This window comes from Microbacterium lacusdiani (assembly GCF_054779895.1).
The window spans coordinates 202996-229698 of record NZ_BAAGXJ010000001.1; the positions used below are offsets into that span (position 1 = coordinate 202996).

At 72.2% G+C, this 26703-nt stretch carries 26 protein-coding genes, 1 tRNA gene and 1 other RNA gene; 10 read left to right on the forward strand and 18 right to left on the reverse strand.

The window, feature by feature from the left end; translation table 11 throughout:
- The first annotated feature begins 26 nt into the window (after positions 1–26).
- The 4 genes from ACYVGN_RS01000 to ACYVGN_RS01015 all read left to right on the forward strand — a co-directional run bounded on the left by ACYVGN_RS01000 (position 27) and on the right by ACYVGN_RS01015 (position 4830).
- On the forward strand, positions 27–2936 hold the full coding sequence (locus ACYVGN_RS01000; protein WP_460788186.1) for a UPF0182 family membrane protein: 2910 nt from the start codon (positions 27–29) through the stop codon (positions 2934–2936).
- A gap of 199 nt (positions 2937–3135) precedes the next feature.
- Positions 3136–3209, forward strand: a tRNA-Met gene (locus ACYVGN_RS01005).
- A gap of 323 nt (positions 3210–3532) precedes the next feature.
- Positions 3533–4030 (forward strand): DUF6328 family protein, encoded by a 498-nt coding sequence (locus ACYVGN_RS01010; RefSeq protein WP_134745756.1) that lies wholly within the window; start codon positions 3533–3535, stop codon positions 4028–4030.
- Positions 4027–4830, forward strand: coding sequence for a carbon-nitrogen hydrolase family protein (locus tag ACYVGN_RS01015; RefSeq protein WP_374198144.1), 804 nt, complete (start codon positions 4027–4029; stop codon positions 4828–4830). Before ACYVGN_RS01010 ends, ACYVGN_RS01015 begins: the two co-directional genes overlap by 4 nt.
- A gap of 19 nt (positions 4831–4849) precedes the next feature.
- On the opposite strand, the gene ACYVGN_RS01020 is transcribed toward ACYVGN_RS01015, so the two are convergent.
- Complete coding sequence (locus tag ACYVGN_RS01020; protein WP_460788188.1) at positions 4850–6067, reverse strand: aminotransferase class I/II-fold pyridoxal phosphate-dependent enzyme; 1218 nt, start codon at positions 6065–6067, stop codon at positions 4850–4852.
- 161 nt (positions 6068–6228) lie between these two features.
- Between ACYVGN_RS01020 and ACYVGN_RS01025 the strand changes: the two genes are divergently transcribed.
- The 3 genes from ACYVGN_RS01025 to ACYVGN_RS01035 all read left to right on the forward strand — a co-directional run bounded on the left by ACYVGN_RS01025 (position 6229) and on the right by ACYVGN_RS01035 (position 10536).
- Positions 6229–7707 (forward strand): S1C family serine protease, encoded by a 1479-nt coding sequence (locus ACYVGN_RS01025; protein WP_460788190.1) that lies wholly within the window; start codon positions 6229–6231, stop codon positions 7705–7707.
- Positions 7708–7777: 70 nt separating this feature from the next.
- Positions 7778–9088 (forward strand): CDP-glycerol glycerophosphotransferase family protein, encoded by a 1311-nt coding sequence (locus ACYVGN_RS01030; RefSeq protein ID WP_460788191.1) that lies wholly within the window; start codon positions 7778–7780, stop codon positions 9086–9088.
- Positions 9085–10536 carry a CDP-glycerol glycerophosphotransferase family protein gene (locus ACYVGN_RS01035; RefSeq protein ID WP_460788193.1) on the forward strand — a complete coding sequence of 484 codons (1452 nt, stop codon included), beginning with the start codon at positions 9085–9087 and terminating at the stop codon, positions 10534–10536. The genes ACYVGN_RS01030 and ACYVGN_RS01035 overlap by 4 nt, the downstream gene beginning before the upstream one ends.
- 11 nt (positions 10537–10547) lie before the next feature.
- Here the strand turns inward: ACYVGN_RS01035 and ACYVGN_RS01040 are convergent, their stop codons facing one another.
- Positions 10548–11672: a glycosyltransferase family 2 protein gene (locus ACYVGN_RS01040; RefSeq protein WP_055989638.1), complete on the reverse strand. Its 1125-nt coding sequence runs from the start codon at positions 11670–11672 to the stop codon at positions 10548–10550.
- A gap of 52 nt (positions 11673–11724) precedes the next feature.
- Here ACYVGN_RS01040 and ACYVGN_RS01045 point away from each other — a divergent pair, with 52 nt between their 5' ends.
- From ACYVGN_RS01045 to ACYVGN_RS01055, 3 genes are all read left to right on the forward strand, one after another.
- The gene (locus tag ACYVGN_RS01045) at positions 11725–12954 is read left to right on the forward strand and encodes a CDP-glycerol glycerophosphotransferase family protein (RefSeq protein ID WP_460788195.1); all 1230 of its coding nucleotides are present in this window, start codon (positions 11725–11727) and stop codon (positions 12952–12954) included.
- Between the two features lie 156 nt (positions 12955–13110).
- Positions 13111–13480: a transfer-messenger RNA gene (gene ssrA / locus ACYVGN_RS01050) on the forward strand.
- Positions 13481–13601: 121 nt separating this feature from the next.
- A complete protein-coding gene (locus tag ACYVGN_RS01055; RefSeq protein ID WP_460788197.1) occupies positions 13602–13898 on the forward strand; it encodes a DUF7882 family protein in 297 nt (98 codons plus the stop codon).
- Positions 13899–13921: 23 nt separating this feature from the next.
- Here ACYVGN_RS01055 and ACYVGN_RS01060 read toward each other — a convergent pair whose 3' ends face one another.
- The 16 genes from ACYVGN_RS01060 to ACYVGN_RS01135 form a co-directional block, all read right to left on the reverse strand.
- Positions 13922–14197 (reverse strand): hypothetical protein, encoded by a 276-nt coding sequence (locus tag ACYVGN_RS01060; RefSeq protein ID WP_460788199.1) that lies wholly within the window; start codon positions 14195–14197, stop codon positions 13922–13924.
- Positions 14198–14233: 36 nt separating this feature from the next.
- Complete coding sequence (locus tag ACYVGN_RS01065; protein ID WP_055989628.1) at positions 14234–14413, reverse strand: hypothetical protein; 180 nt, start codon at positions 14411–14413, stop codon at positions 14234–14236.
- A gap of 53 nt (positions 14414–14466) precedes the next feature.
- The gene (locus tag ACYVGN_RS01070) at positions 14467–15531 is read right to left on the reverse strand and encodes a YihY/virulence factor BrkB family protein (protein ID WP_460788201.1); all 1065 of its coding nucleotides are present in this window, start codon (positions 15529–15531) and stop codon (positions 14467–14469) included.
- A 68-nt stretch (positions 15532–15599) separates the two neighbouring features.
- Positions 15600–16175, reverse strand: a complete 576-nt coding sequence (locus ACYVGN_RS01075; RefSeq protein ID WP_460788203.1) for a DUF3618 domain-containing protein — start codon at positions 16173–16175, stop codon at positions 15600–15602.
- Entirely contained in the window at positions 16172–16588 is a 417-nt protein-coding gene (locus tag ACYVGN_RS01080) for a phage holin family protein (RefSeq protein ID WP_460788205.1), read from the reverse strand. The genes ACYVGN_RS01075 and ACYVGN_RS01080 overlap by 4 nt, the downstream gene beginning before the upstream one ends.
- Complete coding sequence (locus tag ACYVGN_RS01085; RefSeq protein WP_460788207.1) at positions 16578–17516, reverse strand: hypothetical protein; 939 nt, start codon at positions 17514–17516, stop codon at positions 16578–16580. The genes ACYVGN_RS01080 and ACYVGN_RS01085 overlap by 11 nt, the downstream gene beginning before the upstream one ends.
- Before the next feature lie 159 nt (positions 17517–17675).
- Complete coding sequence (locus tag ACYVGN_RS01090) at positions 17676–18215, reverse strand: DUF3558 domain-containing protein (protein ID WP_460788209.1); 540 nt, start codon at positions 18213–18215, stop codon at positions 17676–17678.
- Positions 18212–19039 (reverse strand): inositol monophosphatase family protein, encoded by an 828-nt coding sequence (locus tag ACYVGN_RS01095; RefSeq protein ID WP_460788211.1) that lies wholly within the window; start codon positions 19037–19039, stop codon positions 18212–18214. Before ACYVGN_RS01095 ends, ACYVGN_RS01090 begins: the two co-directional genes overlap by 4 nt.
- A gap of 56 nt (positions 19040–19095) precedes the next feature.
- Positions 19096–20418 carry an HNH endonuclease signature motif containing protein gene (locus ACYVGN_RS01100; protein ID WP_460788213.1) on the reverse strand — a complete coding sequence of 441 codons (1323 nt, stop codon included), beginning with the start codon at positions 20416–20418 and terminating at the stop codon, positions 19096–19098.
- 76 nt (positions 20419–20494) lie between these two features.
- On the reverse strand, positions 20495–21190 hold the full coding sequence (locus ACYVGN_RS01105; protein ID WP_460788214.1) for an NYN domain-containing protein: 696 nt from the start codon (positions 21188–21190) through the stop codon (positions 20495–20497).
- 56 nt (positions 21191–21246) lie between these two features.
- A complete protein-coding gene (locus tag ACYVGN_RS01110) occupies positions 21247–21945 on the reverse strand; it encodes a hypothetical protein (RefSeq protein ID WP_134745770.1) in 699 nt (232 codons plus the stop codon).
- Positions 21942–22841, reverse strand: a complete 900-nt coding sequence (locus tag ACYVGN_RS01115) for a hypothetical protein (protein ID WP_055989599.1) — start codon at positions 22839–22841, stop codon at positions 21942–21944. The genes ACYVGN_RS01110 and ACYVGN_RS01115 overlap by 4 nt, the downstream gene beginning before the upstream one ends.
- Positions 22838–23857, reverse strand: a complete 1020-nt coding sequence (gene pilM, locus ACYVGN_RS01120) for a type IV pilus biogenesis protein PilM (RefSeq protein ID WP_460788216.1) — start codon at positions 23855–23857, stop codon at positions 22838–22840. The genes ACYVGN_RS01115 and pilM overlap by 4 nt, the downstream gene beginning before the upstream one ends.
- Before the next feature lie 43 nt (positions 23858–23900).
- Positions 23901–24728 (reverse strand): prepilin peptidase, encoded by an 828-nt coding sequence (locus tag ACYVGN_RS01125; protein ID WP_460788218.1) that lies wholly within the window; start codon positions 24726–24728, stop codon positions 23901–23903.
- The gene (locus tag ACYVGN_RS01130; protein ID WP_460788219.1) at positions 24725–26191 is read right to left on the reverse strand and encodes a hypothetical protein; all 1467 of its coding nucleotides are present in this window, start codon (positions 26189–26191) and stop codon (positions 24725–24727) included. The genes ACYVGN_RS01125 and ACYVGN_RS01130 overlap by 4 nt, the downstream gene beginning before the upstream one ends.
- A complete protein-coding gene (locus tag ACYVGN_RS01135; RefSeq protein ID WP_167626739.1) occupies positions 26182–26703 on the reverse strand; it encodes a prepilin-type N-terminal cleavage/methylation domain-containing protein in 522 nt (173 codons plus the stop codon). Before ACYVGN_RS01135 ends, ACYVGN_RS01130 begins: the two co-directional genes overlap by 10 nt.

Here is a 26703-nt window from a genome sequence, read left to right on the forward strand (position 1 = left end):
TAGACACCCATGCCTAGACTGAGAAGGTGACCACGACCTCCGCGCCCAGGGCGGCCGCGCCGTCCCCGTTCCGACGCATAGTGACGACCTCCCTGGCGGTGATCGCCGGTCTCGTCGTCGCGTTCTTCGCCTTCTCGAACCTCTACGCCGAGTTCCTCTGGTTCGCCCAGCTGGGCTTCGAGAACGTGCTGACCACGCAATGGCTGGCGCGCGTGGTGATGTTCGTGATCGGGTTCGTCGCGATGGCCGCGCCCGTGTGGCTCGCGATCTTCCTCGCGTACCGCCTGCGCCCCGTCTACGCGCGGCTGAGCTCGCAGCTGGACCGCTACCAGGAGGTCGTCGAGCCGCTCCGCCGCCTGGCGATGTGGGGCATCCCGGTGTTCTTCGGCTTCTTCGCGGGCTTCGCCGCCTCGGCCCAGTGGGAGACCACCTGGCTCTGGATCAACGGCGTCGCGACGGGGCAGACCGACCCCGAGTTCGGGCTCGACACGGGCTTCTACATGTTCGCGATGCCCTTCTATCAGGCCATCGTCGGCTTCGCCTCGGCCGTCACGCTGATCAGCCTTCTGATGACCGGCGTGGTGTCGTACCTCTACGGCTCGGTGCGCGCGGGCCAGGGCGAGCTGCGCATCTCGAAGCCGGCCCGCATCCAGCTCGCGGTGATCGCGGGCGTCTACCTGCTGATCCAGGCCGTCAGCCTGTGGCTCGACCGGTACGCCACGCTCGTGGCGCCGGGCGACCGCATCACCGGTCCGGCGTACACCGAGGTGAACGCGGTCATCCCCGGGCAGACGATCCTCGCGGTCGTGGCCGCGCTGGTCGCCATCCTGTTCTTCGTGACCGCCGTGATCGGTCGCTGGCGCTACCCGCTGGTGGCGACGGCGCTGCTCATCGTGACGTCGCTGGTCGTCGGCGTCGGCTACCCGTGGGCGGTCGAGACGTTCCAGGTGCGCCCCAACCAGCGCTCGCTCGAGATGGACTACTACCAGCGCAACGTCGACATGACCCGCGCGGCCTACGGCCTGGACGGGATCGAGAAGACCGAGTTCAGCGCCGAGACGGAGGCCGAGGCGGGCCAGCTGCGCAACGACGCCGACACCACCGCGTCGCTGCGCCTGATGGATCCCGCGATCATCAGCCCGACGGTGCGCCAGCTGCAGCAGTACCGCGCGTACTACGGCTTCAACGAGCGGCTCGACGTCGACCGGTACGAGATCGAGGGCGAGACCCAGGACACCGTCGTGGCGGTCCGCGAGCTGGACCTGCAGCAGCTGGATGACAGCGCGCAGACCTGGCAGAACACGACCATGGTCTACACGCACGGCTACGGCCTCGTCGCCGCGAAGGGCAACGAGCGCACGAACGAGGGCGAGCCGGTCTTCATCGAGAGCGACATCCCGTCGTCCGGCTTCCTGTCGGAGCTGGACTACGAGCCGCGCATCTACTTCGGCGAGAACTCGCCCGAGTACTCGATCGTCGGCGCGCCGGACGGCACCGATCCGATGGAGCTCGACTACCCGCGCGGGCAGGAGGGCGCCAGCGAGACGCGCAACACGTTCGAGGGCGACGGCGGGCCGAGCATCGGCAGCTTCTTCCACAAGCTGCTGTACGCCATGAAGTTCCAGTCGGAGCAGATCCTGTTCTCGGACAACGTGAACGAGGAGTCGCAGATCCTGTACGACCGCCACCCCGCGGTGCGCGTGCAGAAGGTCGCGCCGTACCTGACGATCGACAGCGACCCGTACCCGAGCGTGGTCGACGGGCGCATCGTGTGGATCGTCGACGCGTACACGACCAGCGCCACGTACCCGTACTCGACCGGCGTGAGCCTGTCGCAGGCGATCAGCGACTCGACCAACCCGACGCCGAACCTGCGCCTGGACGACATCAACTACATCCGCAACTCGGTCAAGGCCACGGTCGACGCCTACGACGGCAGCGTGACGCTGTACGCGTGGGATGAGGAGGACCCGGTGCTGCAGGCGTGGCAGAAGGTCTACCCGTCGACGGTCGAGCCGATCAGCGAGATGTCGGGCGAGCTGATGAGCCACGTGCGCTATCCGACCGACCTGTTCAAGGTGCAGCGCGCGATGCTCGGCACGTACCACGTCGACACCGCCGGCGCGTTCTACCAGCGGGACAACGCGTGGGCGACGCCGCCGGACCCCGCGAACGACCAGGTGCTGCAGCCGCCGTACTACCTGTCGATGCGGATGCCCGGCCAGGACGAGCCGACGTTCTCGATGTTCACGACGTTCATCCCGGACGGCGGCCAGCGCAACGTGCTGATGGGCTACCTCTCGGTGGACTCGGACGCGGGAAGCGAGGACGGCGTCAAGCGCGAGGACTACGGAAAGCTCCGCATGCTCGAGATCTCGGCCGACACGACCGTGCCGGGACCGGGCCAGGTGCAGAACGCGTTCGACTCGGACGCCGAGATCGCCACGCAGATGAACGTGCTGCAGATCGGAAACTCCAACGTCCGGCTCGGCAACCTGCTGACGGTGCCCGTCGGCGGCGGCCTGCTGTACGTGCAGCCCGTCTACGTGCAGTCGACCGGCGGCACGACGTACCCGCTGCTGCGCAAGGTGCTGGTGGCGTTCGGCGACCAGCTGGCCTTCGAGGACACGCTCGCCGATGCGCTGGACACGCTGTTCGGCGGAGACTCGGGCGCCGCGACCGGCGACGACGACGTGACGCCCACCGAGCCGGGGGAGGAGCCGGCCGAGCCGACCGATCCCGCGGAGGAGCCCGCCGATCCCGGGACCGAGCCGCCGGCCGACGGCGACGCCTACGCGCAGGCCCTGGCCGACGCGCAGCAGGCCCTCGCCGACAAGCAGGCCGCCCTGGCGTCCGACGACCAGGTGGCCTACGCGGAGGCCGACCAGCGCCTCAACGAGGCCGTGCAGCGACTGGTCGAGCTCAGCGGGGAGTAACGCCGCTTCCACCAGTCGCGACACAAGGAAGACGCCGCGAGGCGAGGACGATCCCACCCGGATTCTCCTCGCCTCGTGGCTTTCTCCTAGCCCGAGGCAGGGTGACGCGCGGATGAACGCCCGGCGACGCGCCCGGGAATCACGGTGACCGCCCCGATTGGCCACCTCCCGGATCCCGTGCTAAAGTTAACTCTTGTGCCGCGGGGTGGAGCAGCTCGGTAGCTCGCTGGGCTCATAACCCAGAGGTCGTAGGTTCAAATCCTGCCCCCGCAACAAAAAGCGAAAGGCCCGGTCTTCTGACCGGGCCTTTTGCCATGCGCAGGGGTGGGTTGTCGAGCGAACCGGATCTCGCGACGTCGAGCACGAGGATTCCGGGCGCTCGGGCTCCTGAGTCGCCTCGGACTGCGCGGGGACGTTCTGCTCCACATCCTGTCAGTCCGGATCGCGGTGCGCGCGTCGAACGCCGCTCGCGCCCACGGACCGGCGATCTGATGTGCCCACCCCCTTCCAGCCCCAGGCGAGGACCCGCGCCGCGCGCTTGTCAAGTCGCGGCGTGCGGGTTTGCCCGCGCGGGCGCACGGCGGGAGGATGGGCGCATGACCGGCTCCACCGATCGCGACGCGCTGCGCAACGAGACCCCGGCCGAGCGATACGACCGCAACTGGATCGAGGTGCTGCAGGAGCTGCGCGTGCTGCAGACCGGCACCCAGATCCTCACCGGCTTCCTGCTGGCGCTCGCGTTCCAGCCGGCGTTCCTCGACCTGGCCGAGGGGCAGCGGATCTTCTACCTGGTGCTGGTCGTGCTCTCGGCGCTGAGCGCCGTGATCGCGCTGGCTCCGGTCGCGCTGCATCGCATCCTGTTCCGCGAGGGGGCCAAGGGGACGATCGTCGCCTACGGTCACGCGTCCCTGCAGTCCGCGCTCGTGATCGTCTCGCTGCTGCTGGTGGGCGTGGTCGCGTTCATCTTCGACGTGGTCGTGAGCGACACGGCGTCGTGGATCGCCGCCATCCTGCTGGCGGTGTTCGTCGTCGTGCTGTGGCTGATCGTGCCGTTCTTCCTGCGGTCCCGGCGCAATCGGCGGGGCGAATCGTGACCGCGCCCGTCGGGATCGGCGTCGCCCAGTTCGCCCCCACCGCCGACGTCGCGGCGAACCGCGAGGCGGTGGCCGAGCTCGCGCGGCGCGGCGCCGACCGGGGCGCGGACGTCGTGGTGTTCCCGGAGTACTCGAGCTTCTTCACCGATCCGTTCGACGAGACGCTGGCGGCCCACGCCGAGGCGCTCGACGGCCCCTTCGTGCAGATGCTCACGCAGGTCGCCGCCGAGCTGGGGATCGTCGTCGTCGCCGGGCTCGTGGAGCGCGCGAGCGACGAGGGCCACGTCCGCAACACGGTCGTCGCCGTCGACGCCTCCGGCGTGATCGCCCGCTACCGCAAGCAGCACCTGTACGACGCGTTCGGCCAGCGCGAGTCGGACTGGATCGAGGCGGGCGAGCTGTCGGAGCCGGAGATGTTCCAGGTCGCGGGCCTCACGTTCGGCCTGATGACCTGCTACGACCTGCGCTTCCCGGAGGTCGCGCGGACGCTCGCCGATGCGGGCGCGGACGTCGCGCTCGTGCCCGCCGAGTGGGTGCGCGGACCGCTCAAGGAGCACCACTGGACGACGCTGCTGACCGCGCGCGCGATCGAGAACACGATGTACGTGGCCGCGGCGGATCATCCCCCCACGCTCGGGGTGGGTCATTCCGCCGTGATCGACCCGCAGGGCGTCACGATCGCGGCGGTGGGCACCTCGACCGACGTGACGGTCGGATGGGCCGACCGCGACGCGATCGCGACGGTGCGCCGCGTGAACCCCGCGCTCGCCCTGCGTCGATACCGCGTCGTGCCGCGCTGAGCCGGCGCGGCGGTCGCCCTCAGCGGGCGTAGGCCGCCAGGCGCGCGGCGGCCTCGTCGAGGACCTCGGCGCGCTTGCACGCCGCGAAGCGCACGAGCGAGGCGTACTCCGCCCGGCGCTCCGGCGTCACGAACGCCGTGAGCGGGATCGCGACCACGCCGGCCTGCGCGAGCTCGCCGCGGCAGAACGCGTCGGCGTCCGCGACGCCGAGGGACGACGCGTCGGCGACCGTGAAGTAGGAGCCGCGCGGCGCGGACACCGCCAGGCCCGCGGCCCGCAGGCCGGCACCGAGGATCTCGCTCTTGCGCTTCATGTCGGCCGCGATCCCGGCGAAGAACGCGTCCGGCAGCCGCAGCCCGGCGGCGATCGCCGGCTGGAACGGCGACCCGCTCGTATAGGTCAGGAACTGCTTCACGGTCTGGACGGCCGTGATCAGCTCGGCGGGCCCGCACGCCCAGCCGATCTTCCATCCGGTGGTGCGGAACGTCTTGCCGCCGGACGAGATGGTGAGCGTGCGCTCGGCGGCGCCGGGAAGCGCCGCGACGGGCAGGTGCGGGGCGTCGAACGTCAGGTGCTCGTACACCTCGTCCGACACCACGACGGCGTCGTGCAGGTGCGCCAGGCGCACGATCTCCTCGAGCACGCGCCGCTCGAAGACCGTGCCGGTCGGGTTGTGCGGGTTGTTCACCAGGATGACGCGGGTGCGGTCGGTCACGGCATCCGCGAGCTCGTCGAGGTCGGGCTGGAAGTCCGGCCAGCGCAGCGGCACGGTGCGGAGGGTCGCGCCGGCGAGCGCCACGCAGGCCGCGTAGGAGTCGTAGTACGGCTCGAACACGACCACCTCGTCCTCGGGGCCGTCGATCAGCGCCAGCAGCGCGGATGCGAGCGCCTCGGTCGCCCCCGTGGTGACCAGGACCTCGCCATCGGGGTCGTGGCCGAGCCCGTAGAAGCGCTGCTGATGCTCGGCGATGGCCTGGCGGAGCTCGGGGATGCCGGGACCGGGCGCGTACTGGTTGGCGCCGCGCGCGATCGCGTCCCTGGCCGCCTCGAGCACCTCGGCGGGACCGTCCTCGTCGGGAAACCCCTGACCGAGGTTGATCGCCCCGGTGCGGCCCGCCAGAGCCGTCATCTCGGCGAAGATCGTGGTGCCGACGACCACCCCGCCGCCGCTCGGATCGGTCCGCAGGAGTCCCGCCCCCTCGGCGGTGCGCCGCCAGGCGCCGGCTACGTCTCGCATCCCGCCAGGCTACCGCCGGGCCCGCCGCGCAGCGCCCTCGGGCGGTCACACAGACGCCATACTGCCGTCATAGGTTTCGCAAAGGAAACGGCGCGACCCTGGAAGGGCTTCGGAAACCTGAAGCGCTCGCATCCCCGAAGCATCTGTACAAAGGAGCAGGCATGGACACCCAGCGTTCCGACGAGACGCCCGAGCCGACCTCGGGCGGTGCCCCGCAGGCCGGGCCGGGCGACTACCGCGCCCCGGACGGACTGCACATCCCGCCGCGGCCCCCGGCGCCCCACCCCTCGCCGGCCTACGGCACCGTCCCGCCCGCGCCGTACCCGGCGCCCGCCCCTCACGGTCACGCGTTCGGCCAGGCCGCGCACCCCCAGCTCACCCAGCCCACCCAGCCGCTGCCGAAGGACCTCCACGGGGGCGCCGGTCAGGATCGGCAGGAGCGCGCGAAGCCCGGCGCCGGCCGGGTCGCCGCCCTGCTGGTCGCCGCCGCGCTCGTCGGCGGGGCGGCCGGTCTCGGCGGCAGCTACGCGGGCGACGCGCTGTGGGGATCCGACGGCGCCCCCGGCGCCGCGTCGGGCCCCTCGAACATCACGGTGAACAATCCGGGCTCCGTCAACGAGGCCACAGCCGTCGCGACCGAGGTGCTGCCCAGCGTCGTGACGATCGAGGTGGCCGGCGGATCCGAATCCGGATCCGGATCCGGCGTGGTGCTGAGCGAGGACGGCTACGTCGTCACGAACACGCACGTGGTCACGCTCGGCGGGGCGACCGGAGACGCGCAGATCCGGGTGACGGCGTCGGACGGCCGGATCTACGAGGCCGAGATCGTCGGCACCGACCCGACCTACGATCTCGCGGTCATCAAGCTCGCGGACGCCCAGGGGCTCACGCCGATCGAGTTCGCGGACTCCGCGAAGCTCAACGTCGGCGACATGACCGTCGCGGTCGGCGCCCCGCTCGGGCTGTCGAACACCGTCACGACCGGCATCGTCAGCGCGCTGAACCGCAGCATCGAGATCGCGTCGGCGGCGACGCCCGAGCAGGGCGACGAGGCCGAGAAGACGCCGGAGCAGGAGCAGGAGAGCCCCTGGTTCTTCGACATCCCGGGACAGGAGGACCCCGGCCAGGCGCGCGAGTCCATCTCCATCGCGGTGATCCAGACCGACGCCGCGATCAACCCGGGCAACTCGGGCGGTGCGCTGGTCGACTCCCAGGGCCGGCTGATCGGCGTGAACGTCGCGATCGCCACGGCGAGCGGCTCGAGCGGCGAGTCCGGATCCATCGGGGTCGGGTTCGCGATCCCGTCGAACGTGGTGCAGCGGGTCACGGACGAGCTGATCGCCGAGGGCAAGGCCACGCACGGCCTGCTCGGGGCCAGCGTCACGCCGGCGAGCGCCGCGCGGGACGCGACCACGGCGGGCGCGCTGATCGAGGAGGTCACTCCGGGCGGCGCCGCGGAGCAGGCCGGCCTGCGGGCGGGCGACATCGTCACCGAGTTCAACGGCGTGCGCATCGGATCCGCCGTGGACCTCACCGCGCAGGTGCGCGCCGCCGCGGGCGGCAGCCAGGCGACGCTGACGTACGTGCGGGACGGGGAGTCGCACACGATCGACGTCACCCTCGGATCGCTGGGGGAGTAGCCGGCGATCGAGTGATCGGCCGCCCCGCGAGCCACGGCAGGCCCGGACGGGCATGTCATAGGCTCGCGGGGTGGCCTCCTTCTCCTTCGGTGCGGGAAACGCGCGGAAGATCGCCCGGCTGCCGCTGTATGCGCTCGGGCGGCTGGTCACGCTGGTGACCCCGCGCACCGAACGCTGGGTCTTCGGCTGCGGCGCGGGGATCGGCGACGGGGCGCTCGCGCTCTGGCAGGTCGCGGCCGAGCACGGACGGGACGCGGTCTGGCTGACCGACGACCCGCGGGAGGCGCGCGACGCGGCGGCGCTGGGCATCCCCACGCTGCGCAAGTCGTCGCTCGCGGGGTTCTGGGCCACGGCCCGCGCCGGCGTGATCGTCGTGGCGTACGGTTTCGGCGACGTCAACCCCTATGCGATCGGGAGCGGCTTCGTCGCGCAGCTCTGGCACGGGATCCCGCTCAAGCGCATCGGGCTCGACGCCCCCGAGACGCTGCGCAGCCCGATCCGCGTGGGCGCCGCGCTCGTGAGCCGCGCGCTCGGGCTGATGTACCGCGCCGCGGCCCGCCGCATCGACCTCCTGCCCGCGGCCTCGCACCTGGTGCGCGGGCGGCTGGAGTCGGCGTTCGGCCTGCCCGCCGAGCGCATCGTCGTGACCGGAGAGCCGCGCACGGACGTCCTCTCGCGAGGCACGGCCGAGGAACGGCGCGAGAGCGCGCGGACGCTGATCCGGAGGCTCGTCCCCGACCTTCCGGGAGAGCGGCTCGTGATGTACGCGCCCACGTGGCGCGACGGCGAGCCGGATCCCGCGGTCCCGGGGGCCGCCGACTGGAAGGCGATCGACGAGGCGCTCGCGCGCCACGACGCGGTGCTGCTGGTCCGCTCCCACCGGCTGGGCGCGGGGGACTACGCGCCGCCCGCGGGGGTGTCGCGGGTGCGCTCGCTCGGCGCCGAGCTGCTCAACGACGTCACACCGGCGCTCCCGGGCCTCGACGCGCTCGTCACCGACTACTCGTCGCTCGTGTACGACGCCGCGCTCGTGCCGCTGCCCGTGCTGTTCCTCGCGCCGGACGTGGCGGCGTACGCGCGACGTCGCGGGTTCTACGGCGCGTATCGCGACGTGGCGGGCGATGACGCCGCCACCACGTGGGCGGAGCTGCTGCCGCAGCTCGACGCGCTCCTCGGGGATCCCGCCGTCGCGGCGGAGCGCACCGCGCGTTCGCGCGCGCTGAGCGAGCGCGTCCACGCGTTCCACGACGGCCGCAGCGCGGAGCGCGTCTACGCGGCGATCGTCGCGCGCGCGGGCCTGGCGCCGGACGTCCCGCGACCCGCCGGCCGATACACCGGCCCGAACGACCCGAACGACCGAGTACGGAAGGCCACTCGATGACCTCGCAGATCACGGCCCGCTTCGAGCCGGGCGATCCGCAGCTCGTGATCCAGGGGGCGGGCGCGCGACCTGCGTCCGCCACGCTCACCGGCCCGCGCGCGCACGTCGACGGCCGGATCACCGGGGGCGGGAAGACCTGGACCGTGCGGTTCCCGCTGCGCGCGTCGCGCTGGGGCGGACCCGAGCTCCCGCTGCCCACTGGCGAGTACCGCGTGGGCATCGAGGGGGTCGAGATCGACGCGCAGCTGCCGATGCGGGTGCTCGGCGGATCGTCGCGTGCGGGCCTCCGGGCCGAGCTGCGCGGCGCCGCGCTCGTCGTCGGCCCGCCGGTCGACCCGGTCTACGACGATCCCGATGCGCAGGGCGCGCTCGAGCGGCGCTACGTCGACCGCGCGACGCCGCTCGAGAACGCCGTGTTCTTCGAGAGCTTCTACGGGCGCGGCGCGGGCTGCAACCCCCTCGCGATCGACCGGGAGCTGGCCCGGGTGGCTCCCGGCGTCATCCGGTACTGGAGCGTCGTCGACCTGTCGGTGCGCGTGCCCGAGGGAGCCGTCGCTGTGGTCGAGGGCAGCCCGGAGTGGTGGCGGGCGCGCAGCGCGGCCCGCCTGCTCGTCGTGAACGACTGGCTGCGACGCCGGTACGTGCGCCGGCGCGGGCAGAAGGTGCTGCAGACGTGGCACGGCACGCCCCTGAAGCGGCTCGCGCTGCACCGGCCGGGCTTCGACCCGCGGCGCGCCGGCGCCGTCGTCAAGGAGTCGCTGCGCTGGGACCTGCTCCTGGCGCAGAACCCCTACGCGGCGCGCATCCTGCGCAAGGCGTACGCGTTCTTCGCTCGTCCCATCTGGGTGGAGGGCTACCCGCGTAACGACGCGCTCGTGAACGGCGACCCTGCGGCGATCCGCAGGGAGCTGGGCATCGCGCCGGGGGAGCGGGTGCTGCTGTACGCCCCCACCTGGCGCGACGACCGTCAGGAGATCGTTGACTTCCTCGACCCCGAGGCGCTCGCCGCCGAGACCGGCGCGGTCGTGCTCGTGCGCGGGCACTCCCGCACTCTGCTCCCGGGACATGACGTCGCGGGCGCGCGCGTGATCGACGTGACCGGGTATCCGGATGCCGCACCGCTGCTGCTCGCGGCCGACGCGCTCATCACCGACTACTCGTCCGTGATGTTCGACTTCGGCGTGACGGGTAAGCCCATGTACTTCCTCGTACCCGACATGGAGCACTACCGCGGCGAGCTGCGCGGTTTCTACTTCGACCTCGCGGCCCGCGCCCCGGGACCGCTGGTGCGCACGCAGGATGAGCTGGTCGCCGCGCTCGCCGCGGACCCGGCCGAGCACGCCGACCGCTACGCCGCCTGGACCGCCCGGTTCAACGCGCGCGACGACGGCCGGGCATCGGAGCGGGTCGTGGCCCGCATCCTCGACCAGGGCCTCCTCGACCGCTGACCCGCGGCCGCCTACGGGAGCGGGGTGTTGCGGCCGTCGAGCCGGGAGGTGTCGACCGTGTCGTGCGCGCCGCGCGTGAGGCCGACGAGGAACCCGGCGCCCCACGCCAGGTGCATCGTCGGCAGCACCGCGAGGGTCCAGAGCTTGTCGCGCAGGCCCGATCCGCCGCCGCGGCCGGCCGCGACGACCAGGACGAGCAGGATGTACGCCGCCACCGGCACGTGCACGAGCGACGCGATCGCCGCCCAGACGCCCGAGACGACTCCCGTGATCTGCAGCACGCCCACCACGACGGAGAGCAGCACCGCGAGCACGAGCACGGGCGGCGCGAAGAAGCGCAGCGAGTTGCGCAGACCGTAGCGGCGCACGAGCTCGCCGCGCCAGGTGCCGGTCGCCACGAACTGCCGCGCCAGCCGGATCCAGCTCTCGCGCGGCCAGTACGTGACGGACAGCGCCGGATCGAACCAGACGCGGTAGCCGGCCGAGCGGATGCGCAGGTTGAGCTCCCAGTCCTCGCCGCGGCGGATCGACTCGTCGAAGAGCCCGACCTGCTCGAGGACGGCGCGGCGCATCACGCCCAGGTAGGCCGACTCGGCCTCGCCCTCCGGAGCCCCGCCGTGGTAGGCGCCGCCTCCCAGCCCGATCCGCGAGTTGTACGCGCGCGCCACGGCGCGCTGGAACGGCGTGCGCCCGTCGGCGCGCATCACGCCGCCGACGTTCCCGGCGCGCGTGCGCTCGAGCGTCGCAAGCGCCCGCGCCGTGTAGCCGGGCGCGAGTTCCGAGTGGGCGTCCACCCGCACGATGGTCGGGTGGGAGCTGGCGCGGATCGCGGCGTTGAGCCCCACCGGAATGTCGGCGGCCGGGTTCTCGACGAGCACGATGCGGCCGTCCTCGGCCGCCAGCTCGCGCGCGAGCTCGGTGGTGCCGTCGCTCGAGGGGCCGAGCGCGAGGACGACCTCGACCGGGCCGTCGACCCGCTGCTCCAGCACCGTCTCGACCGCGCGCCGGAGATAGCGCCGCTCGTTCAGCACGGGCATCACGAAGGACACGCCCGAGCCGGGCGGGACCGCCGGCGCGTCGCGTCGCGGCGCCTCCTGCCGAGACGCGCGGAGCCGCTCGGCGGGATCGTTACGCATTCGTCGATCATCCCACGCAGGTGCCCGTGAGACCGCTGGTTAGGCTGGTCGGATGGGCGTGGCGCGGGATGTGAAGACGGCGGTCGGACTCCTTCGGAAGGCCCTCGCCTCACGCCGCGCGAAGCACGCCATCAGGGCCGCGCTGGCCGCCCGCCCCCCGCACACGCCGGGCACCTTCCGCATCGCGGTGTACTTCGCCGACGGCGACGTGAACATGTACCAGATGCGGCAGTGGTACCGCCCGCTCGCCGAGCTCGCCCACACGCACCCGGTGGTCGTGATGGCGCGCAGCGCCACCGGCGCCGCGGCCCTGCTGAAGGATGACGCGCTCCCCGTCGCGTTCGTGCCCACCGTGCGGGACATCGAGCGGTTCCTCGACGCGCAGGACATCCGGATCGTCCTGTATGTGAACCAGAACACGCGCAACTTCCAGATGTTCCGGTACGGCGAGCGCTGGCACGTGTTCATCAACCACGGCGAGTCCGACAAGATGTACATGACCACCAACCAGTACAAGGCCTACGACTGCGCCCTGATCGCCGGGCAGGCCGCGCGCGAGCGCCTGAGCCGCACGCTGTGGGACTTCGATCTCGACCGCCGCACGATCGAGATCGGCCGGCCGCAGGCCGACCACTACTCGGGTGAGCTTCCCTACACGCCGGACCAGCGCACCGTCGTGCTCTACGCGCCGACGTGGGAGGGCGACCGTCCGGCCGCGCACTACGGCTCGATCCGGACCCACGGCGAGGCGCTCGTGCAGGCGCTGCTCGCGACCGGGCGCCATCGGGTGATCTATCGCCCTCACCCGCGCAGCGGCGTGGTGGATCCCGAGTTCGGGGAGGCGAACCAGCGGATCATCCAGGCGATCGAGGCGGCGAACGCGGCGGATCCGGAGGCGCATCACGTGTACGACGACGGCCCGGATCTCGGCTGGCAGCTGGCCGCCGCGGATGTCGCGATCGCCGACATCTCCGCCATGGTCTACGACCGCCTCGCGGCCGGGAAGCCGCTGCTCATCACGCGCCCGGCCGATCCGGCCGCCGAGGTGGACGAGGGCGGCTACCTGTCTGCGTGCGAATGGCTCCGCGCCGAGGACGCGCCGAGAATCGTCGAGGAGGTCGAGCGCGTGCGCCACGACCCCGAGGCGGCCGAGCGCCTGCGCCACTGGGTCACGCACTACTTCGGCGACACGACGCCCGGCGCCGCGACCGCGCGCTTCCACGCCGCGATCGAGCAGCTCATGGCGAAGTGGGACGACTGGAGCGCGCGGGCCGGCCGGTGACCCGCGCGGCGCGGCCGACTCGCCGGGAATGGCGTCGCGCTCCGATCCGTTGTAGTCTGTGATGCTCGGTGCTCGTCACCGAGATCGCCCGGTCTCCGGACCGGGATGGCAATTCCACAGCGTGCGACAACGGCTCCTTCGCGAGAAGGAATTCACGGGGCTGATCGGTTTCGACAGTGCTTGCGAATCTGCGAGAAGCGGGCCGAGGACGCAGGGTTATCTCGAAAACGCTCCCTGCAAAACAATAAGTGCCAATGCAAAGCGCACTGACTTCGCCCTCGCTGCCTAAGCGAGCCCGATAGTCCGTCAGACCGTGGGTGATCCCGACACGGATTCTGGCGTCATCTAGGGATCTTGCTGCGTGACGGTGTCGGGACGTCACGCGGGACTCTTTCTCGACTGGGCCCGTCGACTTAGGTGTCTGTGACAAAGGTCGGGGCCGAGCAGAACGTCTTCACAGACTGCGCCCGGAGAATCCCCAGAGACTCAGCGCTGGACGGGGGTTCGATTCCCCCCAGCTCCACGACCGTCGTCGCACCGCTCGAAGGCCCCGCGATCCTCTGGATCGCGGGGCCTTCTGCGTCGCGGCGCGTAACACTCGTCGTCCCTCTGGCGGTGGGAGCGCTCTCGAAATTACGGTATCTCGCGTGGGCATCCTCCTGTATGGCGACCTCCCCCCAGTCGACCTGGACGACCGCACGCTGGCGCATCTCAAGGTGGTGATGCTGGCCAAGCTCCGTCGCCACGAGAGCTTCTGCGTGTCCTGGCCGCACTGCGACGGCAGCGGTCGCAGCACGATCTGGGTGGGGCCCGGCATCCCGCTCCGCTTCGTGTTCGAGTCCGCCGAGTTGCCGCAGCTCGACCCGGACCTGCTCGAGGAGCTCGCCGAGGAGGCCCTGGGGCTCAGCGGCATCCAGCTCGGCGAGCGCCTCGTGTCGACCTAGCCGGGCGATCCGCTCTCGAGCCGTCAGTCGCGCCGCACGGACAGCAGCGACCAGCCCTCCGGCACCTGCGCCTCGAGCGCGGCCATGTCCGCCGCGCTGATCTCGCGCGTCTCGCCCCAGCGGGCCATGCGCCCGGTGGCGGTGAGCGCGCTCGATCCCTTGGGCATCGAGACCTTCGCGTGGGTGAGCTGCCATCCCTCCGGCACCTGCGCCTCGAGGGCCCGGTGCACGTCGTCCAGCGTTGCGCCCTCGGCGCTCAGCTCGCGGGTCTCGGTGGGACGGATGACGCCGATCAGCACGTCCTCGATTTTATCGAGGGCCGCGCCGACGACCCGTCAGGCGGTCGCCCACAGGCTCTGGCTGATGCGGCGGCGGAGCAGCACTCCGCCGGTCTCGGCGGCCAGGCGCTCCGCCTCGTGGCGGGAGAGCGGGCCGACCGCGTTGCCGGGTGAGCCGGAGCGCTTCACGGCGTACTCGAACCAGTAGTGACTGCCGTCCGTGTCCACGTCGTACATCTCCCGTACCTCCCGCACTGAAGGATGCGCGAGACGCGCCACTGATACACGCGTCACTCGTCATCGGGCTCGCGCGCGGACTCCCGGATGCGGCGGGCCTCGGCGAGGTCCTTCCTCTCCTTCTCGGCGGCCTTCTCGATCTGCGTCGTGTCGCGTGGCGGCAGCTGGATGCGCTCCTCCGCCTCGATGCCGGCCTGCAGCTCACGGGTGCGCTCCAGCTCCGCATCGAACTCGGCGCCGAACAGCAGCGCCATGTTCGCGATCCACACCCACAGCAGGAAGATCACGACTCCGGCGAGCGATCCGTAGGTGCGGTCGTAGCTCGAGAAGTTCGCGACGTAGATGCCGAAGCCGAGCGACGCCAGCGCGAGCGTGACGATCGCGATGACCGCGCCCGCGCTGACCCAGCGGAACTTCGGCTGCTTGGTGTTCGGCGTGAAGTAGTACAGGGCGGCCACGAAGAAGATCACGACTCCCACGAGCAGCGGCCACTTCGCGATCTGCCAGATCAGCTGGCCGGTCTCGCCGATGCCCAGCGCCTCGCCGACGGTGCGGGCGACGGGACCCGAGACGATCAGGAGGCCGATCCCGATCACCCCCAGCACGATCGTGAGCAGCGTGAACGCGAGCTGCGCGGGCTTGCGCTTCCAGAACGGGCGGCCCTCGTCGATCTCCCAGATGCGGTTCATGGCGCGGCTGAACGCGCCGACGTAGGCCGACGCCGACCAGATCGCGACGGCGACACCGGCGATCAGCGCGATGCCGGCGCTGGAGGAGCTCGCGACCTCCTCGAGCGGGCCGCGAAGGCCCTCGGCCGCGTCCGGTGCGACCTCGCGCACGATGCCGAGCACGGCGTTCGCGGCCTCGCCGTCCTGCCCGACCACGCCGAGCAGGGAGAACACCGCGATCAGGCCCGGGAACAGGGACAGCACGGTGTAGAACGTCAGGGCGGCCGCGAGGTCGCGGCACTCGTCGTCTCCGAACTCCGCCACCGTCTTCTTCAGCGCGTACTTCCATGACGGCTTCTCGATCTCGCCGAGGGAGTCGGGCTTGTCCGGGTGATCCGGATCGGGGGAGTGCTTCTGGTCGTCGACCGGCGCGGACGTCGTGCGGCTCATGATGGTGCCTTTCCAGGGGTGGGGGCGGCGGCCCGCGCCGCCGCCCCCGTGGTGCTTCCTGCGGTCGGTCAGCTGCCGCTGACGTTCGACCGTGCCTCGTCGGCCCGTTCGCGCACGGTGCCGGCGGCATCCTGCGCGTCGGACTGCACGTGCGATGCGGCTTCCGAGGCGGTGTCCTTGACCGCCGTTGCGGCCTCCTTCACGGGCTCCTTCAGGTCCTGGCCGACCTGCTGCGCGACCTGCTTGGCCTCGTCGACCAGCGGCTGCGCTTGCTCCTTGACGCCCTCGGCCAGCTCCTTCTCCTTGGCGGAGGCGGGGATGAGCGAGGACACCACGAGCCCGGCGGCGAACGCCATGAGGCCCACGGCGAGAGGGTTGCCCTCGGCCTTGGCGGCCACGCGGTGGGTCGCGTCGGAGACGCCGCCCGCGACGGACGAGCCGCGATCGTGCAATGCCGAGCCGGCGTCGTCGGCGGCGCCCATGACGCGGGTGCGGAGCGAGCCGAACGCGCCCTTGATCTTGTCGGTCTGGCGGTGCACGACCTTCGAGGGCGTGACCTTGTCGACCAGAGCGTCGGCGTCGCGGCTGAGTTCACGGCGAGTGCGCTCGATGTCGGCGCGGATCGCCTCAGGCGAATCGGTCATCGGTTCTCCTCATTCCTCTTCAGTGCGTCGGGGATCTTCCCGAGCGACTCCACGGTGCGCGGAGCCCCCTTCACTTCCTTGATCTGATTGCGGCCCGTCAGGAACAGCGCCGCGGCGATCACGGCCCAGAGGACCGCGACGAGCACGGCGGACCAGCCGAGCCCGATGAGCTGACCGAGTCCCCACCACAGGGCGACGGACAGGAAGAAGATCGCCATCGACGCCGCGTAGCCGGCGCCGCCGATCATCCCCCCGCCCTTGGCCGCGCGGGTGGTGGACTCCTTCAGCTCGGCCTTGGCGAGCGCGATCTCCTGCCGCATCAGCAGCGAGAGATCCTGCGTCACCTCGCCCAGCAGGTCGCCGAGCGACGTGTTCGCGGCCTTCTGCTCCGAGGGCGTCGTCTCATCGGCCATCGTGCGGCTCCCCGAGTCCCTCGAACCCCGGCTCGGCGGCCGGGTTCGCTGCGTGCGAGTCGTCATACAGCGGCGTGGACTCGCCGGCGGCGCCCGTGGACGACACCGGCTGCCCGCCCTGCGGGGTCGGCCGGACGTCCGAGACGCCGGATCCGAACGCCGGATCGACGGTGTGCGCGGTCGCGGGGTCGTCGCCCTCGCCGCTCGCCCATTCGCCCGTGCCCGTTCCCGTTCCGGCGGTGGTCGCGCCCGCCCCGGCGCCCACCCCGGCGCCGACGCCCGTGCCGACAGCCGTGCCAGGCGAGTAGCCGCCCGCACCGTAGCCCGTGCTCGCGCCGACGCCCGTGCCGGTCACCGGCGCGGGCGGCGGAACCGTGCCCGGCGTGCCGGCGGTGGCGCCGCGCTCGTCGGCCGCGGACTCGCCCAGCGCGCGAGCGAGGCGACCCGCCAGCACGCCGGCGACCAGCGCGCCTCCGATGAACAGGCCCGGCTTGCGCCGCGCGAAGGTCTTCACCTCGTCGAGCAGGCTGCCGGGGTCGCGGGCGGACAGCCACGACGAGACGTCGGTCAGCTTCGTGGACGCCTGGCGCACGAGGTCGGTCGCGACGCCGCCGTTCTCGGAGTTGCGGGCGAGCGACTGCAGCTCGTCGCCGATCGAGCGGAGGCCGTCGGCCACCCGCTGCTGCTGCGTGGCCGCCTGGTCGCTCAGCTCGCGCTTGGTCTGGGCGTACACCTGCTTCGCCTGCGTCTTCGCCTCGCGGGCGACCGTCGACGCCTCCTGCTTGGCGGTGTCGAGGACGTGCCCGGCCTCGGCCTTGGCCGTGCCGGCGACCTCCGAAGCCTCCTGCTTCGCCGTCTCGGTCGTGCCTGACGTGGATCCTGTGCCTGTCGTGGTCGACGGGGGCACCGCTCCATAGTTCTGCGACATCGGTCTTCCTCTCCCTTACCGCTTGCGGACGTGGGACTTCGATGTAACGCGCAAATCGCGGGCGGCACCTACCTCTTGACATGGAGGCGCGAGCGTGGCATGAGAACGCGCGGAGCGCCATCCAGTGGCGCAGTCCGGCGCGGAATCGGCGGAAGAAGGTCAGGGCCAGGTGATGACGGCGAGGTTCTGCTTCGGCGCGGCGACCTTCACGAAGCCGTCGCCGAACGCGTACGCCATGGCGTCCTCGGGAACCGGCGCGAACGGCTCGGTGTAGACGGCCAGTCCGCCCTCATCGCTGCGCGTCCAGCCCTGCTCGGTGAGGAAGGCCTGCCACTTCTCCGCGCCGGCGGCGTCGAGCGGGGCCCATCCGAAGATCTGCACGCCGTGGTCGGTCGCGACGTCCGGTGCGCCCCAGGTGCACATCACGCCGCCTTCGATCGAGGTGGTGGCGGGATCGCCGAAGCTGAACGGCTCCTCGATCGCCTCGAGGCCGTAGCCCTTGAACTCGGCGACGAGGGACTCCGACAGGATCGTCTCGCACGTCGGCTCGGCGTTCGGATCGGCCGGCGGAGCGCTCGCCCCCGCGGTGGGCGCCGAGGGGTCGGCGGGCGCCGCGCCCGGCTCCGGCGCGCACGAGGCGAGGCCCAGCATCGCCGTCACGGCGAGCAGGACGGCCGCCGCGCGGCGCCCGGGGGTCATGACGTCCCCGTGCCGTGCAGGACCTCGAGGATCGCGTCGTGCAGCACGCCGTTGGTCGCGACGGCCGAGCCGGACGCGATCGTCGGCTCGCCTTCGAACGACGAGAAGCGGCCGCCCGCCGCGGTCACGATGGCCGCCGCGGCCGCAAGGTCGTACTCCTTGACGTCGAACTCGCCGACCATCTCCAGCCTGCCCTCGGCGAGGAGCATGTACGACCAGACGTCGCCGTAGGCACGGTCGCGCCACACGCGGCGCGTCAGCGCGACGAGGGCGTCGAGGTGCCCGGCGTCGTCCCACTGGCCGATGCTCTGGAAGCTGACGCTCGCGTCGTCGAGCGTCGCGACGTCCGACACCCGGATGGCGCGCGGCTCGCCGCCGTCGACGCTGGTCCACGCGCCGAGCCCGATGGCGCCCCACCAGCGGCGGCCCAGCGCGGGGGAGCTGACCACGCCGAGGCGGACCACGCCGTCGATCTGGAGGCCGATCATGGTTCCCCAGACGGGTACGCCACGGAGGAAGTTCGCCGTGCCGTCGATCGGGTCGATGATCCAGCGGCGGGCGCGCTCCTCGTCGGCGCCGTACTCCTCGCCGAACACCCCATCGTCCGGGCGCTGCTGGGCGAGGAGCTCGCGCACCGCGCGCTCGGCGGCCAGATCGGCGTCGGTCACGTGGGTGCGGTCGGCCTTGCGCGACACGTCGAGGTCGGCCGCGTCGAAGCGCGGCAGGGTCTGCGCATCGGCCGCGTCGGCCAGGCACAGCGCGAGCTGCAGGTCCGCGTCGAGATCGCCGAACGACAGGGGGGAGCCGGACGCGGGGGGAGTCACCGGAACAGGATACCTGCGGGCGGTGTCGAGCCCGCTGAGGCGCCGCCGCGCCTGGATCAGAAGGGAGCGGGTGTGCGCGGCAGGTAGTAGATCGTCTCCGCCGCGTGGACGTAGTCGTATCCCGCCGGGCTGCGCATCCGCATGCGGCCGCGCGAGAGCTGCTCGAAGCGCCAGGGGGAGAAGTGCTTCATCATGTGGTGCTGCTCGCAGACCGCGGCCATGTTCGTCACCGCGGTCGGGCCGCCGCGCGACCACGGGATGGTGTGGTCGATGTCGGCGTGCTTCGCCGTGACGGTGCATCCCGGGACCCGGCACGTCCGGTCCCTGGCGAGCAGGTATCGACGCTGCGCGGCGGTCGGATGGTGATGGTCGACCGTGAGCAGGGCGCCGGTGTCGGGGTGCAGGAACACCCGCTCCCACCCGACGGCGGTTCCCGCGAGGCGACGGGCGGTGTCGGGGTCGATCGGGCCGTAGCCGGCGAGGAGGGCGGGCCCGTCGTCGAGGCCCGCGAGCGTCGTCACGGGGATGACCACCTCGACCGTCGCGGTGATCGCCTGCTCCAGCTCGTGGCCCGTGGGCAGGCCGCACAGCAGCAGGTCGAGCGCGATGTCGGCGCGCAGCTGGCCGAGGTGCCGTTCGTCCGTGTACTTGGCGTACGCGGGGTCCTCGGGCGCGGGCTCGACGCCGTCGAGATCGCGCACGACCGCGCGGCGGTCGCGCTTCACCGCCTCGCCGCAGGAGGTCAGGCGGTCGTGCGCGGCGTGGATGGCGACCGCCGGGCCGATGATGCCGAGCATCGCCTGGCCGTCGGGCAGGTCCTCGACCCACGTGCGCCGGTCGGCCCGCGCCCGCTCGTGACGCTCGGCGAGGGTCGTCGGGTGGTGGCGCTCGGCGACCTGCCTGGCGAGGCTCTTGATCCCGTGCGGCGTCCTCGTGGCGGCGAGCGGGACGACCTCGCGTTCGTAGGCGTCGCGCGCGTCCGGCTCCGCGATGTCGGCGCCGGCCGTGGCGATCTCGCGTGCGTGCCGATCGGTGATCCGCCCGTCCGACAATGCTTCATGCGTTGCGGGGAACTTCGAGACGAGCTCGTGCGCGCGATCCATCCGGGACTGCATCGCGCGCGGCGACTCCTTGAGCGCCAGAGCGAGCTCGGCGGCCATAGAGCGGAGGGGGAACGCGTGGTCGCTCCCGTTCGTGTCTCGTGCGACCTGCTCCAGCGCGATCCCGGTCACGTCGGCGAGGAGCGCGGCCTCGCGCGCGTCGAGCCGGGCGCGCTCGGCGCGGATCCGCTTCAGCTCCTCGATCGAGGCACGCGTGCGCGACCGCTCCGCCGGGGTGAACCCCCAGCTGACCTCGTCGGCATCCTCGAACCTCGGCATGCCTCTATTCTCCCACCGGCCTCGGACATCCGTTCGAATGTTCGCGGGGTGTGGAGAAGTGGACCAGCTCGGAAACCTAGGGGACGAGGGCCTTGTCGGCCACCACGATCGTCGTGCCGCGCGTCTTCATGTGGAAGCGCTCCGTCGCCTTGACGAGTTCGCTCAGGCGCGCGAACCCCCAGTTGCGGGAATCGAAGTCCGGCGCGTTCTTGCGGACGTGCTGTCCGACCGGGGAGAGATTCGCCCAGCCCTGTTCGTCAGCAGTGGCCAGGACCGCCGCGCGCAGCAGCGCGACGAGCTTCGCATCGCCGCCTGGTGACGACGTCTTCGTCGCGCCGTCGCGCTCCCGTGCCGGGGTGGCGCCCTCGAGCAGATCGAAGTAGGTGAACTGGTCGCACGCGTTGCGGAACGCGCTCGGCGTCTTGCGCTCGCCGTATCCGAGCACCGGGATGCCGTCCTCCCGAATGCGCGCCGCCAGTCGGGTGAAGTCGCCGTCACTCGACACGATCGCGAAGGCGTCGATCCGGCCCGAGTAGAGGATGTCCATCGCGTCGATGATCAGGGCGCTGTCACTCGCGTTCTTCCCGACGCTGTTCTGGAACTGCTGGATGGGCTGAACCACATGCTCGCTCGCGGCCTCCTTCCAGCGCCGGAGGTCGGGGCGGGTCCAATCCCCGTACGCGCGTTTGATCGACGCGATGCCGTGGCGCGCCACCTCGCCCAGCACGGGTCCGACCCACGCCGGGGCGATGTTCTCGGCGTCGAACAGCACGGCGATGGACTTCTCGCGGCGCGACCCCCGAGCCGGGAGCGCCGCACCCGCCGGCGTCACTCGGGAAGCACCCAGATGAGGCCGTCGATCAGCGCGCCCGTGGTGCCGGCGAGGACGTCGGGCTGCTCGTCGCTCGACGAGAACGCGAACCGCGAGGCGAGCGTCAGGCGCTCGGCGCCCTGAAGCTCCCGGATGAATCCGCGCACGCCGGCGGCGGGGCCGTTCACGCCGATCTGCACCGGGATGGCGAGCAGCGCTCCGGATTCGGCTGCGGGTGCCGCGGTCGGGTCCGCGGCACCCGCAGCCGGGGCCCCGGCGGACGGCGCGGCCTCGGGCTGAGCGGCAGGCGCTGCCGCACCGTCGGGGTTCGCGCCGTCGGAGGCCGGGGGAGCCGCGGGCGGCGCCTCGGTCGCGAGCGGCTGGGAGTCGGCCACGGTCACCTGCGTGATGGAGACCCCGGTCGCCGCGGCGAGGCGGTCGAGCTCCGCGAGCCAGTCGTCGTAATCGCCGTCGGCGGGGACGGCGCGCTGCAGCTCGGCAAGGCGATCCTCGTGCGCGGCGAGTCCGTCGCGCGCTTCGGAGAGCTGCGCGATGCGCATCTCGAACAGCTGGTTCTGCGACTCGATCTGGATGCGCTCGGTCGTGGCCGCCGCGGCGGCGTCGAGCGACGGCTTGACGCCCCACACGAAGCCGACGCCGAGCAGTCCGATCGCGAGCACGGTCGCCAGCAGATAGGTCGCGCCGATCCGGTTCACGATGCGTCCTCCTCCTCCGCCGGGGCCTCCGCCTCGGGCGGCGTCACGAGCCGGCGGTCGGTCAGGTCGACCGCGATCTCGATCGTGTAGCCCAGCACCCCGGTGCCGAGCGCGTCGGGCGCCTCGGCGACCGCCGCCCGCGGCGTGGCGTTCTCGAATCCCTCGACCTCGTTGAGCGCGCGCACCCAGGCGGCGGTGTCGGGGATCGTGGGCGTGAAGGCCGTGAAGGTGAGCGTGCCGATCCGGGCGCCGCGGAGCGGATCCGCGGGCTGCGCGATCTCCGTGAGGGGCGTGGTCGAGTCGACCGCGACCGTCGTGACCCGGGAGCCCGCCGGCAGCGCGCGACCGAGATCGTCGAGCAGGCGCGGCCAGTCCACCTCGTCCGCGGATGCGGTCGCGAGCGCCTCCTCGGACCGCGTGATGCGGGACAGCAGCGCGCTGACGTCACCGAAGCGGCCCTGCCGGTCGGTCAGCTCGACGGTCCGCGCCGCCGCGGCGTCGCGAGCCAGGTCGGTCGTGGCCGCGTGCCACAGCGCCGTGCCGACGCCCGCGAGCACGAGTATCGCCGCGAGGAGCACGATGATGAGCGCGCGCCCGCGCGCGACCCGCCAGGCGCGGGCATTGCGCAGCTCGGTCGGCAGCAGATCGACGCGGGGGACGCCGCCGACGTCGAGCGCGTTCGCGGGGCGCCGCGCGGGGCGGGGGCGCTTGGCCTTCGCCACGGGCTTCGGAGCCTTGGCGGCCTTCCCGACCTTCTTCTTCACCTTGCCGCCGGGCGCCGCGTCGGTCTGCTCTCCCGCCAGGAGCACCGCGAACGCGTCGTCCGAGGCGGGCGCGCCGTCGCCGAACGTGCTGCGGCGGGCCCGGCGACCGCCGACCTCCTCGTCGGCGCTCACGACGCCACCCCCATCGCCAGCCCGATCGCGACCGCCGAGGAGCTCGCGGCGATCGCGGCGCGGTCGACGCGGCGCGCCAGGCGCACCTGGTCGAGCGGATCGGCGGGAAGCACGCGCTTGCGCGTGCGGGCCTGGAGCTGCTCGCCGAGCAGCTGCGAGTGCATCCCGTGACCGGTCAGCAGGATGTGGCGCAGCTCGCCGGCCTCGCTCGTGCCGAGGTAGTAGTCGACCGTGTTCCCGACCGCGTTCACGAGCGGCTGGGCGGCGTCGCGCAGCGCGTCGATCAGGTACGGCTCGCTCGCGAGGTCGGCGGTCACGACGGCCGCCTGCGCCTCGGCGTCCTCCAGGCCCAGGAGGGCCGCCAGCTGGGTCGCGACCTCGTCGAGGCCGCTCGGGATGATCCGGAGGAACTGCGGCACGCCGTCGGACGCGATCAGCACGTTGGTCGTCGAGCCGGTCGCCTCGACGAGGCCGACCGTGCCGTCGGCGTGGTCGCCGCGCAGCAGGGTGCGCGCCAGCGCGAAGGGCACCAGATCGACGGCTTCGGGCCGGAGCTTGGCGCGCCGCACGGCGCTGACGTTGTCGTCGACCGCGTCGCGCGCGGCGGCGACGAGGAGCCCGCGCACCTTGCCGGGATGCGCGGGATCGCGCTCGATCGGGTAGAAGTCGATCAGCGCCTCGGACGAGGGGAAGGGGAGCAGCCCGTCTGCATGCATCGGCAGCGAGAGCCGCACCTGCTCGGGCCTGCCGTCGTCGACCGTGAGGGGCCGGGCGATCACGCGGTGGCTGCCGATGCCGAGCGCGACGGCGCGCGTGCTGAACCGCGCGCTCTCCCACAGGCGCCGCAGCGCATCCGCGACGGTGTTCGGCTCCGCGACCTCGCCGTGGTGGACGGCTCCGGGCGGCAGCCCAACCTCGCCGAACCGCTCGACGCGCGGCGACGCGGTGCCCACGCCCGAGAGCTCGGCGCCGCGGACCGAGGTGCTGTCGAAGTCGAGCCCGATCACCCTGCCCATGCGAGGGCTCCCGTCGGAGTGGAGTACATGGATCCGCCCTTCATCACGCGAGTCCGAACAGCTGCAGATAGGCGCGGGCGAGGACCTCGCCCGCGAGGATGCCGATCCAGGCGCCCGCGATCATCCAGGGCCCGAAGGGGATGCCGCCGCGCCGGTCGACGCGCCGGGCCAGGATGAGCGCGCCGCCCACCGCGGCGCCCAGCGCGAACGCGCCGATCGCGCCCACGACGAGCGCGCCCCACCCGTGCGAGGCGAGGAACATCCCGAGCGGCAGCGCGAGCTTGACGTCGCCGAAGCCCATCGCGCGCGGCGAGATGAGGAAGATCGCGAAGTACACGAGGCTGAGCGCGGCGGCGCCGATGCCGGCCCGGAGCAGGTCGCCCCAGGCGCCGGTCAGCGCGGCCGCCGCGGTGAACAGCGCCACGCCCGTCCCGAGCAGGGGCAGCACCAGCGCGTCGGGGAGGCGCTGCGTGTCGAGGTCGATCGCCGCGAGCGCGACGCCGAAGCCGGCGAGCGCCAGGTGCGCGACGAGGACGAGTGACGCGGCCCACGTCCCGGCCGCGGTGGTCGCCGCGGCGATCGAGGGCGCGAAGGCGGCGGCGACGATGACGAACAGCGCGGCCGTGACGGCCTCGACGATCGGGTAGCGCGCCGAGATCGGGGCGGCGCAGTCGCGGCACCGGCCGCGCAGGATGAGCCACGACAGCACGGGCACGTTGTCGTACGCGCGGATCTCGTGCCCGCACGCCGGGCACGCGCTGCGCGGAGCGACGACCGACTGCCCCAGCGGCACGCGGTGCGCGACGACATTGAGGAAGGATCCGATCGCGAGGCCGAACAGGCCGACCCCGGTGGTGACGACGGCGATCACGGCGCCCCCAGGCTCTTGGCGGTGGTCGACGTGTTGCGGTAGGAGCTCAGCGTGAGCTCTGTGGGAGGCGTGTCCGTGCCGTCCGTGAGGTTGGTGCCCGGGAGGCCCGTCGGGGCGTAGCGGTAGGTCAGGTGCTGCTCGACGTGGATGGAGTTCGCGTACACCTGCCCGTGGATCACGAGCGAGTTGCCGAACGAGATGCTGCACGGCGTGTAGAGCATGACCGCGAGGTTGGTGAACTCCGACGAGTTCGCGAGCGACGTGTCGTCGGGCACGATGATGCCCGTGCCGTCGGCCTCGCCGCAGCTCGGCACCCCGTTGTCGATGTAGTCGGGAGTGACCAGCCACAGGCGCTCGTTCCCGGTCTGCCCGGCGAACTTGGTCTGCGAGAGCTTGAAGCTCGGGGCGAAGATAGCGACGTTCGCCGTGAGGGTCTGGACCGTCGTCTGCCCGAGGCCGGTGAGATCCAGCTCGATGCAGTGGAGCGCGTTCAGCACGCCCGGCGCGCCGGCCAGGGAGTCGAGCGCGCTCTTCGCGGCCGTGCGGTTGCAGCCCGAGAGCGTCACGACCGTGTAGCCGGGCCAGTCGGCCGCCTCGAACTCGAAGTCCACCCAGCCGGGGACCGTCGGCATGGCGCCGGCGGCGCTCTTCGACTGCACGGGACCGTGATCGGCGAGCTGGCCCGGGGCGCTGCCGGTGGTGTCGTCGGCGTACAGCGGACCGAGCGTGCCCGAGTGGTTGTTCTCGATGACCAGGTGGCTCGCGACGAGCTTGCCGGCGATGCTCGCGCCGTTGGCCAGGGTCGCCGAGCCGGACAACACCCACGTGTCGCCGCCGATCTCGCATCGGTTGCCGGCCGTCAGGTTGCCGCTCTTGACGATGACGTCGGTGTTGCCCGAGATGGAGTTCGCGCAGACCAGGTCGCCGTCGTGCATCATGATGCTCATGTCGTCGCCCGTCAGGGGCTGGATGTCGCCGTTGTTGCCGAAGCTCATGCCGCCGTGCGAGTACATCGCCGGGCCGGTCGGCGCGAAGGGCTGCGGCACGGCCTCGTATCTCGCCTCGACGCTCCTGCCGTCGTCGGCCGCATAGGAGGCGGCGCTGTCGTATCCGGTCGCGACGATCCGGTACTCCTCGTCGGCCGTCGGGCATCCGTTCGTCATGACGCCGCCCACGACGTGCTGCACGATCGTGCGGTGGAACGGCGCGGCGGACGAGCTCGCGAAGGTGCCGCCGCCGCACGCGGCGCCCTCGATCGCGGCCTGCGCGACCGCGACGCCGGCCTCGGCCGCGAACTCCGCGGACACCGTGTCGCGCGTGTCGTCGGTGCGCTCGAGCGACTGCACGGTCGTGGTGGCGACCGTGAGGGCGACCACGACCGTGAGCAGCACGATGCCGACCACAGCGGCGAGCGCCGAGCCCCGGTCGTCGCGGCTCGCCCAGGCGAGGGAGATCAGGCGCATGGGTTGCCTCCGGTGCCCAGCAGGCGCGGGACCGCGACGGTCTCGATGAGCGTCGGGGAGGTGCGGGTGTCGACCTGGAACGTCACCTTGACGCCGCCCGAAGCCGCGGTGAACACGCCCGAGGTGGAGACCAGCCCGGTGCCGACGCGCATCCAGGTCGACCCGGGCGCGCCGGCGGGCTGGGCGATCGCCGCGTCGGAGATGCGCGCGTAGACGGAGCCGCCATAGGCGTACCACGCGTGGCATGCGTCGCCCGCGCCGTCCTCGAGGCGGGCGACGACGAAGTCGCCGTCGGCGCTCACGTGCGATGCGTTGCGCACCGATGTGGTGATCGTGCGGGCGATGGTCTGGCCGTCGCGGGAGGCGTCGGCCGAGCTCGTGACCCGCAGTGAGCCCTGGGTCACGCTCATGACCAGACCGGCGCCGAGCGTCAGGATGCCCGCGAGCAGCACGACGTAGACCAGCAGCTCCACGAGCGTGAAGCCGCGGTCGTCGCGTGTCGGGCGGGTCAT